Genomic DNA, 12,836 nt, shown 5'->3' on the forward strand with positions numbered 1-12,836 from the left:
TGTTTGCTGCCAATAATGGATAAAGGTGTTGCCTAAAGGCTATTTCAACCACAACACTTTGTTATAGTTGCCATTTCGTGTTTTGTTGTCATGAGTCTGCTGTAAGGTCGATGATGATAAGAAATACATTGCAGTTTATTCAGTTCGACTTGTGTTAAGTGTTACTATTTAATAATTTTTTTAGCTCATCTAATTTACTGATAATAAAGTGTTTTCTTCCATCTCTATATAAGTATCCATTGCGAATGAGGTTATTCATTAACGAAGAAGTTGTTTGGCGTGTTGTTCCAATCAGTAGGGAAATATCTTCCATGCTTAAATCACATTCAAATCGGAGTCCTTCAGCGGTTTGTTCACCCGATGTCTGTCCCCATGACAGTACAAACTCGATTAATCGATACCTCGCATCATGAAATATTAGCCCCTCGATGAGATCTAACGTGCTGCCTAGTGCTTCACCTAAAATCCCTGTCATCACGATTGATAACTCGGGGAACTTGGCAATTTTATCGCGAAAAATATCAGCCCCGACAAGCATCAAAGTTGAATCCTTGCATGTCTCCAAGAATGCTCGAGTATGTGTGCTGAATATGTCACCAGGTTCAAGAAAGCAGAGGGTAAACTCGCGGCCTTCATAAGAAAGATAAACGCGTACTCGGCCTGAATGCACAATAAATACTTCATTGTTTCCCATACTCGGGATGCTAAATAATTGTCCTTTAGGAAAGCTTTTGCATCTGAATTCATCTAAAAAACCTTCGTATTGAGGTTCTCTAAGTTTTTCGATGATATTTATTCGTGACATTCTCATCTTTGATTGCATGTCGCGCTCTCCTTTTTTACGATAGAAAATGCTGTTAACTGTCTAATTAACGATTCATTTTGACTGTAGCTCATCGTTAATGTTAACTGATATCTACTCAACGTTTGGTGCCTAATTGGGTACATTTATTGGTTAACCCAATAAGTGAAGTGTTAAACATAAAACCTATTTTTTGTACAAAAAATACATGGAACAATACTATTAGTAATCAAAGATACGCTAGGGTCTGTTGATCTTTGCTGTTTGAATTTTGTTCGAGTTAAAAACGTTTTAATCGAGACGAATGGATTGATGCCTAGTCATCTAAGCAAAATCCATTCAACAAAGAGTAAAACGTTTTTAGCCGAACCCTTTGGGCAGCGTTTGTTGGCCATTTTTACTGCGTTATCGACTTTTTATGTAGAATAACTACACTTCAAAGTCTCTGCCGCGCACTTGTAAATGTGAGTAATGGCCAACAATTCGCTGCAAAAACAACCTTGAAAGATCAACAGACCCTAGACATGTTTCCCCTCATCATCACCAGTTATGTAATCTAGTTTTGATCAATTGGTATATCCCATTTCATACGTTCAGGTTAACCATCTCATCGGCAATAACGCTAAGAAAGTCGTTTTTAAAATATTGGACATTCTTTAATGCCCAGCTCTCACTAAGTCGTGAAGCAACATCTCAACCGACGTTAAAATCGAAGTATTAAGCATGTCTTTACTCGTTGTATTTGCTCGAAAGTGAATATTATTCGGGTCAAATTTAATTCAGATGGGAGGTTCGATCTGTCGCCTTGCTGACAGTAGAGCATCATTAAATTTCGTTGTATCGCTTTGAATTAACGACTCACGCGATAAAACAAGCCATTTCAGGTTTTTTTACTGTCTGTAAAATTACTTGGAATATATCTAAATAACTGAAATTAATCGACAAAATAATTGTTGAGATTATTTTTTTTAAGAAGGCGGTGTGTATATACGCAGTTTCAAAACCAAAAATATGAATTCGTATTTTTATGACATAGCGCACTATTAAACAATTTATTAACTAGGGTCTGCTGATCTTTGCTGGTTGAATTTTGTTCGAGTTAAAAACGTTTTAATCGAGGCGAATGGATTGACGCCTAGTCATCTAAGCAACTCTTTATTTGCAAAGAATCATTCAACAAAGAGTAAAACGTTTTTAGCCGAACCCTTTGGGCAGCGTTTGTTGGCCATTTTTACTGCGTTATCGACTTTTTATGTAGAATAACTACACTTCAAAGTCTCTGCCGCGCAGTTGTAAATGTGAGTAATGGCCAACAATTCGCTGCAAAAACAACCTTGAAAGATCAACAGACCCTAGTATTGTATATGCCGACATTTTTGCTCTTTATTGCATATTAGTTTAATGCACTTATTCTCATGTTACTGGCGCTGTGGGACGGCTTGATGTTCTGGAAAATTAAGAAAACAACATTTGATTTTTCGAGCCCTGTCATTCACCGCTACAGTATGATCATCCCAGGCTCAGGCGTCATCTTGTTATTTATGGGTTTGTTCGCCCCATTAGCTATTCCACCTGCGGTGCTACCGTCGTTGATCATCGGCTTGGCATTGATGGCGGGGTTGGCCTTAAGTTACTTGCAGAAGAAGATTTGAGGCCTCGATTAATGGCTACCAAGACAGGTGATAATGTCAAGAGGTGACATGAATACCTAGTTTATTCGTATCATGATTAGATTTGATTGTAGGCTTTATTCGAATCATGCTATGATTTGAATGTGCTGTTATTTAAATCAAAAGGCGACAAGATGTGGATCTGGCAACTAGCTGATTGGCCAAACTTTATCTGGGATGAAAAAGTCATTGAACCCAAGTTACGAGACATTCGCTTTCACCAAGGAATGTTGTTGGGCAAGATGTCGAGTCAACCTAAAGACCAAAAGCAAAGTATGTTAGACACGCTATTGGCGAACATTATTCATTCGAGTGCCATTGAAGGTGAGAAGCTCAATGCTTTTTCTGTTCGTTCGTCGTTGGCTAATAAACTTGGTCTTTCTGAAGAAAAACCATTTCCAACCACTGAACGCACAGATGGCCTAGCAGAAATAATGTTAGATGCTGTGGAGAATTTAGACTCGCCGCTCTTACTTGAGAGAATATTACAATGGCATGAACGACTGTTTCCTGAGGGTTACACCTTGTTTAACCCTGTTATAGGGGGGCAGTTACGCGGGGATGAGCCTATGCAGGTTGTATCGGGTAGGATTGATAAACCCACGGTGCATTTTGAAGCGCCGAGCCGAGATTTGCTTGAATCTGAACTAGAGGTGTTCATTGGCTGGTTTAATGATTCTCGTGAGGACTCTGTTTTAGACCCTTTGCTTAGAGCCGCGATAACACACCTATGGTTTGTGACGCTCCACCCTTTGGATGACGGAAATGGTAGGATCACCCGCTTACTTACTGATTTAGCACTGGCACAGGCTGAGCGTCAATCTGTCCGTTTCTATGCGATGTCAGTGGCGATATTCGCCAAGCGTCAAAGCTACTACGAAATATTAGAGCAATCCCAGAAAGGTGAGCTTGATATTACTGCGTGGCTAACTTGGTTTTTAAATACCTTAGGTGAAACATTCACCAATGTGCTCGAAGAAATCGACCAAACGGTTTTTAAAACACACTTTTGGCGAAATGTCGATCAAACGCGATTGTCCTCGGAACAAGTAAAAGTGCTCAATCAAATGCTTGATGGGGATTTTGACCAAGGCATTAATACGTCGCAATATCATAAAGTGGCAAAAGTCAGCAAGCCAACCGCTTCTCGTCATTTAGCGGCTTTGGTAGAGCTTGGTTGTTTGGTAAAAAGTGAAGCCGGAGGAAGGAGTACTCGATATAAGCTCGCGAGATCATAGAATCTAGAACCCCTAGTATCTAGGACTATAGAACCCGTAAGCGAAGCGTTCTGTCATCTGAATCCGTCAACGCTTTTAAGGCGTAAAAGAAACACCTGGATCCCTGATAAAAGCTCTCAGGGATGACAAGCGGGTTGTAACTTAGAACCTAGTTGGACGAAGTCCGCTCTCTGGCGAGCTTCTAGAACCTTCATTATCCAAAAGCCACTTCACATCAAATCAGTCTCTTGGATGCTGTCTATCCAATACTGCGCATATCTTTCCAGCATAAAGATCAGCTAGATCAACAGGCATTTCAACATAACCAAATTCGTCTTCTACGGCTTAGCAAACTTCCATCAACTTCGGTTCATAAACAGTACCGCGCAATACAGGTGATAGCTCGACGTCTTTAAACGCTATTTTTAAATCTGCGCTAATAGCATCAAGTGCATCACAGATTTCCTGCAAAGCATCACTTCTGAGCTTCATTGGTAGATACACCAAATCAATATCGACCGGTAAACGAGGAAAGTCTCTGACAAATAGATTGATTGCTGTACCACCTTTGAGCGCAAAGCATTTCTGTTTGGCAACGAAAGGCAATACCTGTATAAAATTTGTACTTGTTTGTCATAAATACTATTTCTATCCATCGCTGAACTTGAAAAACTATTAGTGCAGAACGATGCACAAATCGCAGCCTTAGAAGAGCGATAGCGCTTGGCTCAACAAAAACAATTCGGCAAAGGTCAACGGCTTAGTGCCATTTGATTACATCATGGCTTGTCTTAATGAATTGTGCCAATCAGCATCGGATATCGACAGCCTGTTACCATGGCATGTTAAAAAGTAGGTGTAGTTGCTTAGACGCTTACAATCTATCCATAATTTTTTAAATCAGTGAGTCCGTAAAATAGGCCAGAACCATTTCTCACCATACGCTTTTTTGTGATGCAGTTAACAATTCGATAAATTTTTATCAAATTGAACGCACGATATAAAAAATAAATATACAATCCTTTAACGTTTGATTGCCTATATAAGTTGTTGTCTGTACAAAGAATGATACTCAGTTATTGCGATAACTAATTTGAATATCGTAGAACATAATATTGAATGGGCAAGTCTAATCATCACATCATAGGAGCCTTACATAAAAGGTTTTTGGCCTACAATAACGTCAAAATCTTTGGATAGGCTCAGTTTGAGTGGTGAGTTGTAACAGGTTTTTGCCTGACAAGTCATAGGGAAGCAGTTAGCAATGAATGGAATCATTATGTCGCTCGAGAGCGCCGAAAAAGAATTACTTAATCGATCTTTTCAATGGAAGTGGAACATAATTAGTATTCAATAATATCAATAAATTAACACTCACTTGTAATATTAAAGAGATTACTTTTCTAATACATACCATCTCCGTTTCAAGGATAGAAATGGCATAAATCCTTGGAGCTATATTAATGAGAAATAATCAACCAATAACGCAAAAAGAATATGATTATCCACAAGATTGGATTTTATTATCTATCACAGACACCAATAGCCATATTAAATATGCTAACCGTTCTTTTTGTACTGTGGCGGGATTTAGCCAACAAGACTTAGTTGGTCAGCCACACAATATGGTACGTCACCCAGATATGCCTGCTGCTGCATTTAAAGACCTTTGGCAACATATCCAACAAGGAGATCCTTGGAAAGGTTTAGTGAAAAATCGTTGTGCCAATGGTGACTTTTATTGGGTTGATGCTTTTGTGACTCCCATTTCTTATAAAGGAAAGGTTGTCGAATACCAATCGATTAGAACGAAACCAACTCGAGCCCAAATTGAACGGGCTGAAAAAATTTATACCCAATTAAAACAAGATAAAACTCACTCAATAATACCGACAAAAATCACCTTACCAATTAAAGTCTACTTAAGCTTTACGGCTGCCATGTTACCTATGGCTTATATTGCAAGCCAAGGCGATATGATGAATTTAGGGGTATTTGGCCTTTCGTATTGTGGTGGTTTATTCGCACTAAAAACGGCATTTAAACGATTTAATCAACTTGTTAAAAAGACATCGACCATTTATGACAATCCCATATCCTCAGCGGTTTACACTGGACATAATGATGATTTAGCTAAAATTGATTTAGCATTGCAAATGCAAGCATCCGAGCTCAGGGCTGTGTTAGGTCGTACACTTGATTCTAGTGAGCAGGTCTCTGCCAGTGCAAGAGAGTCTGCGGATAAAGGCAATGAAATTAAACAAAACAGTCAATCACAACTGTCTGAAATTGAACAAGTTGCTACTGCCATGCAAGAGATGACAGCGACATTAACTGATATGGCTTCAAATTGCGCTGATGCCGCTCAATCGTCAAATAGTGCACTCACTCAAACCACATTAGGTGATGATGTGGTTAAGCAAATGGTTTCTTCCATTCAAAAAATGTCAAATCAGCTTGGTACGATTTCTAATGTGATAACCGAGTTAGAGCAACACGGAAAAAATATTGGTTCTGTATTGGATGTTATTGAAGCCATTGCTGAACAAACTAATTTACTTGCATTGAATGCTGCAATTGAAGCCGCAAGAGCTGGAGAACAAGGCCGTGGATTTGCTGTTGTGGCAGATGAAGTGCGTTCATTAGCTCAGCGGACTCATACCTCAACGAAAGAAATACACGATATGATCAGTCGTTTACAGCAAGGTACAGGTACCGCCGTATCAAGCATGGAACAAGGGCTTAATGATGCTAGCATTTGTGTTGAACAAGCGGAAAAAGCAGGTGTTGCTCTTAATGAAATTCGTCAAGCGGTTGAGCAAATCACAGATATGACTCATCATATTGCTAGTGCTGTAGAACAACAATCTCAGGTATCTAATGAAGTTAATAGAAGTGTAGAAGCAGTATCTAGATTAGTGAACAGTAGCAATGAACTGGGTCAAGATATGGTTCACCTAGGCGGTGATGTGGTTAAGAAAGTGGATTCACAAATGGTATTAGTTGAGCAGTTTTTATCACGAAATCTTAAAACCACTCACGATAATTAAGCAAATTGACTTATACATTTTAGTGGCCTCAAGCCAATGATTTTTTAGGGTCTGAGCCGTGCATCAAGACCGCCGCTAACAACGGTGGTCTTTGGCGTTTTGAGCTACCAACAGTTATTTGATGGGGCGATATCGTCCGAAGCGGCTAAATTATTTCAGTACTGATCCCAATAGGGTGGCTCGCCAAAATAATCACTCATAAAGTCGATAAAGACTCGAAGCTTTGGAGCAAGTAGTTTTCGATGGGGATAGACGGCGTATAACCCCATGGTCTCAGGTGCAAAATCATTGAGTATGGTTTTTAGTTTCCCCTGTTTTAGCGCTTCTCCGACGATAAAAGTGGGTTGAAAAATATAGCCTTCACCAGCAATAGCGGCTGCCATTAATATCTCACCATTGTTTGCAGCTAACCCAGATTGATAATTTTGCGAACTCGCGTGAAGCACTTTCATTAATGGGTTTTCAGAAGCAGCATAATCCAAGTAGCTGTAACGTAGAAAGTGCGATGGATTCAATTCCTCTGGGTGTGTCGGTGCCCCGTATGTTTCAAGATACGAGGGGGCTGCGCACAGTACTAATCTGACTGACGCTATTTTTTTGGCAATCAAAGATGAGCTTTTTAAGTGTCCTATCCTCAGTACTACGTCAAACCCTTCTTCGATGACATCCACTTTGCGATCACTTAACTCTAGGTTGATACTCACTTCTGGATACTGCTTTTTAAAATCCCGTATAAGTGGCGCAAGATGCAATGTTGAAAATGAGACCGGTGAACTGATACGCAAAAGTCCTTTGGGAGCATTTTGGATTTGGCCAAAATGGTTTTGCATATCATCAACACGTTCCAGAATATGGATTGCATGCTGTAAACATTGCTCTCCTTCTTGGGTCAAGTGAACACGCCGAGTGGTTCGATTAAATAACCTCACCCCTAATTGCGCTTCAAATTGAGAGACATATTTGCTCACCAGTTGATTTGAGGTCGCGAGTTTTTCAGCCGCTTTGGTAAAACTGCCCAATTCTGCCACGGTGACAAACGCTTTCATTGTTTCTAATCGATTCATAGATAGATTCACATTGCAAACATGATGTTGGTAATTATCCAATAAAACCATTATTTATTCACTAATTTATTGCTAGTAATATCAATATCAACCTGATTGAGGGCGTGCTCACAGTCAGTCTTCATTTGCACTTACAGAGGAGTTGAACGATGAATAAGCAAACGTTACATAAGATATTGAAATCAGATGCTGGCTTAGCCGCTTTAGCTTTAAGAGTCACCATTGGCATCATCTTGGCCGCTCATGGCTCACAAAAATTATTTGGCTGGTTTGGGGGTTATGGCCTCGAAGGCACTGGGCAATGGATGGCAAGTATCGGGTTGGAGCCAGGATATTTGATGGCCTCTATTGGCAGGTAGTGCGGAGTTTTTTGGCGGTCTTGCTTTGGTGCTTGGTTTGCTCACCCGACCAGCTGCTGCAGTTAGCGCGTTGACGATGTTAGTGGCTATTTTTAGTGTTCACTTTGAACATGGCTTGTTTTTGACAAACAATGGGTATGAATACGCACTGGCATTGTTCGCTGCAACGGTAGCACTTTCTATTCAAGGCGCTGGACGCTATGCGCTTGATAATGCGCTTGCAAAAACCGTTGTAAGTGGCGCATTGCTTACTCAGCCGTCGCCTTTGAAACAAATGGCTTAATGTTCAATGAGTCCAGCCTTCCTTACATTTTAGGAAGGCCAATGTTATGGAGGTATTTACCCATGTTAGTGAATGGCGTATGGCAAGAAAAATGGCAACCGGTTCAGAATAAAGATGAAAATGGCCGCTTTATACGACAAGCATCGTCGTTTAGAAACTGGATTACACCTGATGGCTTACCCGGTATCACTGGTCAAGGTGGGTTTAAAGCCGAAGCGAGCCGATATCACTTATACGTTGCTTACATTTGTCCTTGGGCAAGCCGCACGTTAATGGCGAGAACCCTAAAAGGCCTCGAAGATATTATTTCTGTTTCTGTGGTTAATCCTAAGTTGACCGATCAAGGTTGGCAGTTTGGTGGTTTTAACGGCAGTGATAGCGATTGTTTGAATGGGGTGACTTATATGCATGAATTGTATACTCAAGTTGCATCAGATTTTACGGGTCGCGCTACCGTTCCGGTTCTATGGGATAAAAAAACACAAACGATTGTTAATAATGAGTCGGCAGATATTGTTCGCATGTTTAATACCGCGTTTAATGACCTTGTTGGCGAAGGTGTCGATTTGGTTCCTGAGGCGTTAACTGGACAAATCGATGCGTTGAATAACTTTATATATACCGATCTTAATAATGGCGTATACCAGGCCGGTTTTGCCTCTTCGCAAGAAGCTTACCAAGAGGCATATACAAAAGTCTTTGCTGCGCTCGATGCCATGGAAAATAGGCTATCTGATGGGCGTGAGTTTCTATTTGGTGGGGCATTAACTGAGTCTGATCTTCGTTTGTTTGTGACTTTAATTCGATTCGATTTGGTTTACCATGGGCTGTTTAAATGTAATCGAAACAGGATTAAAGATATGTCAAATCTGTTTGATTATATGCATCGAATTTTGGCTGTCGAAGGGATTAAAAACACTGTGAATATTGAACATATAAAAGCAGGTTACTACTCGATTAAAGCGCTTAACCCAACAGGGATTGTCCCTATCGAGCCTGAAATTTATTAACTTGTTGGAGTCAGCATGAAATCAAATCGAAGCATTGTGTATATTTCTCATGGCGGTGGCCTCATGCCCTTGCTCGGCGACCCTGCTCATTTTGAAATGGTGAATACATTAAAGCACATCGCGACAGAAGTCGGTAAACCCAGCGCGATATTGGTGATCAGCGCGCATTGGGAGGCGCGTTTAGCCACTGTGACTTCAGGAATCGCTCCAAGGATTATTTACGACTATGGCGGGTTTCCTGAAGAAGCTTATAAGATCCAATATCCTGCACCTGGTGAACAGGCATTGGCTAAAGGTGTTGTGAATTTACTTAGAGATAACGGGATTGATGCTGAACAAGATGAGCAGCGAGGATTTGATCATGGCTTATTTGTGCCACTTAGCATCATGTATCCAGAAGCGGACATTCCTTGTGTGCAGTTATCATTGGTTCACGGCCTTGATCCAGAACTGCACATTAAAATTGGCAAGGCATTACAATCGCTCAATTGGGATAATTTGTTAGTGATTGGATCCGGATTTTCGTTTCACAATATGCGTGCATTTTTTAATCCGAATTCGCCAGACGTTAGCAAAAATAATATAGCCTTTGATAACTGGTTACATGAAACCCTTAGCGATAAGGCACTGCCTGAACATGCTAGAGAGAACCAACTGGCGCATTGGGACGCTGCACCAGGTGCGAGATATTGTCATCCAAGGGAAGAGCATTTAATGCCTTTGCATGTCTGTTATGGCATGGCCACTCAGCCGAGCGATAAAGCATTTAAAATTGAGATTATGAAAATACAAGCGTCAATGTTTTATTGGGGACAATAAGGTTAATTGTTTGGGTGTGAGAGTGGTATCAAGTGAGTTGTGGTAAAGAGTTTGTAGAACTTGGCCACTGCTCACGACAGAAGTTCATTCGACGTTGGTGAGCCTGCGCTAAGTACCTTCATTAAAACTCAAGCTGCAAAGCTGATAGAATTTGACATTAGTCGAACAATGATGCTTTTTAGTGCCACCCATTGCTTAATAAAAGTCTGCAATATGTGCATTTTATTGTGTTGCGCTTAGCTCTATCAGTCGAGAAACCATACCCGCGCAACTCGCAAATAAACTTCCTCGAACTTAATTTGAGTTTTTCTTTTAGCTCAGTTAGCTGTGCATAGGGAATTTTACAGCTCTGAGATAGGAAAAATCAATCTAGTCCTGATTCAATTGACTTTAGATTTGGGCTATCGCCAAAGCAATTAAAACGAGTTATGTTACTTGCCTAACTATGCGGTGGTATTTACGTTTTTTTGTTGTTACTTGCCTAACTATGCGGTGGTATTTACGTTTTTTTGTTGTTACTTGCCTAACTATGCGGTGGTATTTACGTTTTTTTTGTTGTTAAGAGCCTAGGGAGAGTGTCGTTGAAATTTCACTATTTAGTATTACTGTTTATTACATTGATCAGTGGCTGTTCATCGGTGCCGGGTGTCAAACTGACAAAACAAAATTTTGAACAATTACAAACCGTAAAACTTGAAGCAAGCCCGAACGGCAATACCATGCTAACGGCCATCAGCACGGTTGAAATTCAATGGACAGGTGTCAGTTATTATCACTCTGCGACAGGCAGTGACGGTCTAGGTGTCAGAGAGCTTGCGTTACAGTTTATGCAAGAACACGATATAAGCCTCAATGAGATTGTGCAGAAGCAATTTGTTGAAAAAGTAACAGCTGACAAGCTTAATATTAAGTTTGATAGCGATTCTGAAAATAAGTTAGTGATCACGCTTAATGTTGTGGTTTTAGGCATGGTACATGGTTTTTCAGATGAGTTTAATTCTCGCTTTAATATTGCAGCCCAGCTATTTGATCGCTCAGGTAACATCATGTGGTCTTATAATGCGATCCCCATTTCTCCAATCGCCCCTGGGTATTCTATAAAATTAAAGGAGCTTTTTTCATCTAAAGATTCGATGCTTAACTTCTTTAGTGCGGCATCCGAGCCTATTGTGCAAAAGTTGTATGATGATTTTAAGAAAGAGTTAGACTAGCCTCAGTAAACCCTCGCTCGGTTGGCGGGGGAAGAGGGCGTAGATATTGTCTGCATCACCAGACTTATGATGAATATATTCAATGGTTAACCGCAGTAGACACTGTATCAAAGGCACTGTCTCAATGACGCTGAAAGGACGGTTTAAGTCTCATGGGATTATGTTTTTGGATTTAGCTTCAATAAAATCAATTGGATGCCTTTGTGACTTAGCAAAATACCTCGTACATTAATTAGATTCAAAATCAATATCTTACGATAGCGGTTTTCTTTCATTCTTTACTTGGATCTATCACAACCCCTGCCTTAACAACTCATCCATTTTTTCGTTTACCACCATGACGCTGCCCGTTTTATCCTGTAATTTATTGTAAATCACCGAGCGATTCACTTGTCCTCGCTCAAATAACCTTATAATCAGTGTGCTTGTGCACATTTTGCTAAAGCGTGCCGCCCAAGATGTAATGACCTTACTTGGTTCTATTTTCGGTGTTACCTATTCTCCATCAATCAGAAATGGCAGAGCTCAAACATTTGAAACGGATTGGCTGTCGTCTCCTAGTATAGTGAGTTACTGTTGAGTGCTTTTTGAGCGATGCAAACGCAATGTTTAAAAATCCATTTAAAAACATAAACATTTATACTAAGGTTAAATGAATTTCGTGTTTGATTGTCCTGAAAAGTAAAGCGACTGAACTAAAAGGATTTATTTTAGTTTGTTACTTTTGACTTTATCGGGCGTGTCGAACTTTGTTTATTTTTGATGTTGAAAGATAAATATGGCTTTAGGCAAAGCGGATAATTGCGGACACAGTTGCCCACGTCGAGATTATCTAACGCGGCTTAGCACCATGTTATCCTCAAAAAGCTATGTTCCAGTCATCGCAGGCTAAACGGCATTTATTTGCGATTGTTTGACAGGAAAATAGCCGACGGCATTATTCATCAACAAAGATAACCACGCCCTCATGTGATCAGATAACGCAAATAAGATGTGGAACACATTTTTGGAAATAGTTAGATGAAAATTAAGAATAAAGTCAATGTCATTTTACTGGTTGACGATGAGCCAGCTAACATCAGGTTACTCAATAACGCGGTCTCTGGTTTAGGTAAAACCTATTTTGCAAGTAATGGAGAAGATGCCATCAAGATGGCTCATCAGGTTAAGCCTGATCTGATCTTACTTGATATCCAAATGCCCGGTATGAATGGCTACGACGTCTGTGATGCCATCATCAAGGATAGTGCTTTAAGCGATACTGCGATCATCTTCGTTACCGCTCATGGAGATACTGAACATGAGCTAAAGGCCACTTAAATACGGTGGTGTCGACTTTCTGCAAAAACCA

9 protein-coding genes and 3 pseudogenes are annotated in these 12,836 nt (G+C 40.2%); 9 read left to right on the top strand and 3 right to left on the bottom strand.

Annotation, left to right across the window (positions count from 1 at the left end):
- Positions 1-154: 154 nt before the first annotated feature.
- Positions 155-823: a Crp/Fnr family transcriptional regulator gene (locus N4T56_RS03660; RefSeq protein WP_261732262.1), complete on the bottom strand. Its 669-nt coding sequence runs from the start codon at positions 821-823 to the stop codon at positions 155-157.
- Positions 824-2,205: 1,382 nt separating this feature from the next.
- Between N4T56_RS03660 and N4T56_RS03670 the strand changes: the two are divergent.
- Positions 2,206-2,454, top strand: a pseudogene (locus N4T56_RS03670) (DUF4400 domain-containing protein); the annotation flags it as partial.
- A gap of 152 nt (positions 2,455-2,606) precedes the next feature.
- Complete coding sequence (locus N4T56_RS03675) at positions 2,607-3,710, top strand: Fic family protein (protein ID WP_261732263.1); 1,104 nt, start codon at positions 2,607-2,609, stop codon at positions 3,708-3,710.
- Positions 3,711-4,034: 324 nt separating this feature from the next.
- On the opposite strand, the gene N4T56_RS03680 is transcribed toward N4T56_RS03675, so the two are convergent.
- Entirely contained in the window at positions 4,035-4,295 is a 261-nt protein-coding gene (locus N4T56_RS03680) for a nucleotidyl transferase AbiEii/AbiGii toxin family protein (RefSeq protein WP_261732264.1), read from the bottom strand.
- A gap of 136 nt (positions 4,296-4,431) precedes the next feature.
- On the opposite strand from N4T56_RS03680, the pseudogene N4T56_RS03685 reads away from it, so the two are divergent.
- A pseudogene (locus tag N4T56_RS03685) lies at positions 4,432-4,545 on the top strand (transposase domain-containing protein); the annotation flags it as partial.
- A 607-nt stretch (positions 4,546-5,152) separates the two neighbouring features.
- Complete coding sequence (locus N4T56_RS03690; protein ID WP_261732265.1) at positions 5,153-6,739, top strand: methyl-accepting chemotaxis protein; 1,587 nt, start codon at positions 5,153-5,155, stop codon at positions 6,737-6,739.
- 155 nt (positions 6,740-6,894) lie between these two features.
- On the opposite strand, the gene N4T56_RS03695 is transcribed toward N4T56_RS03690, so the two are convergent.
- Complete coding sequence (locus N4T56_RS03695) at positions 6,895-7,803, bottom strand: LysR family transcriptional regulator (protein ID WP_261732266.1); 909 nt, start codon at positions 7,801-7,803, stop codon at positions 6,895-6,897.
- Positions 7,804-7,952: 149 nt separating this feature from the next.
- On the opposite strand from N4T56_RS03695, the pseudogene N4T56_RS03700 reads away from it, so the two are divergent.
- From N4T56_RS03700 to N4T56_RS03720, 5 genes and pseudogenes are all read left to right on the top strand, one after another.
- A pseudogene (locus tag N4T56_RS03700) lies at positions 7,953-8,445 on the top strand (DoxX family protein).
- A gap of 62 nt (positions 8,446-8,507) precedes the next feature.
- On the top strand, positions 8,508-9,455 hold the full coding sequence (locus N4T56_RS03705; protein ID WP_261734745.1) for a glutathione S-transferase family protein: 948 nt from the start codon (positions 8,508-8,510) through the stop codon (positions 9,453-9,455).
- A 15-nt stretch (positions 9,456-9,470) separates the two neighbouring features.
- Positions 9,471-10,274: a DODA-type extradiol aromatic ring-opening family dioxygenase gene (locus N4T56_RS03710; protein ID WP_261732267.1), complete on the top strand. Its 804-nt coding sequence runs from the start codon at positions 9,471-9,473 to the stop codon at positions 10,272-10,274.
- A 581-nt stretch (positions 10,275-10,855) separates the two neighbouring features.
- A complete protein-coding gene (locus N4T56_RS03715; protein WP_261732268.1) occupies positions 10,856-11,485 on the top strand; it encodes a hypothetical protein in 630 nt (209 codons plus the stop codon).
- A 1,020-nt stretch (positions 11,486-12,505) separates the two neighbouring features.
- On the top strand, positions 12,506-12,805 hold the full coding sequence (locus tag N4T56_RS03720) for a response regulator (RefSeq protein WP_261732269.1): 300 nt from the start codon (positions 12,506-12,508) through the stop codon (positions 12,803-12,805).
- Positions 12,806-12,836 lie beyond the last annotated feature (31 nt).

This window comes from Shewanella phaeophyticola (assembly GCF_025398315.1).
Lineage (GTDB): Bacteria > Pseudomonadota > Gammaproteobacteria > Enterobacterales > Shewanellaceae > Shewanella > Shewanella phaeophyticola.

Coding starts and splice junctions, on each gene's coding strand:
- N4T56_RS03660 (WP_261732262.1), bottom strand. CDS start 823: ATGCAATCAAAGATGAGAATGTCACGAATAAATATCATCGAAAAACTT.
- N4T56_RS03675 (WP_261732263.1), top strand. CDS start 2,607: ATGTGGATCTGGCAACTAGCTGATTGGCCAAACTTTATCTGGGATGAA.
- N4T56_RS03690 (WP_261732265.1), top strand. CDS start 5,153: ATGAGAAATAATCAACCAATAACGCAAAAAGAATATGATTATCCACAA.
- N4T56_RS03695 (WP_261732266.1), bottom strand. CDS start 7,803: ATGAATCGATTAGAAACAATGAAAGCGTTTGTCACCGTGGCAGAATTG.
- N4T56_RS03705 (WP_261734745.1), top strand. CDS start 8,508: ATGTTAGTGAATGGCGTATGGCAAGAAAAATGGCAACCGGTTCAGAAT.
- N4T56_RS03710 (WP_261732267.1), top strand. CDS start 9,471: ATGAAATCAAATCGAAGCATTGTGTATATTTCTCATGGCGGTGGCCTC.
- N4T56_RS03720 (WP_261732269.1), top strand. CDS start 12,506: ATGAAAATTAAGAATAAAGTCAATGTCATTTTACTGGTTGACGATGAG.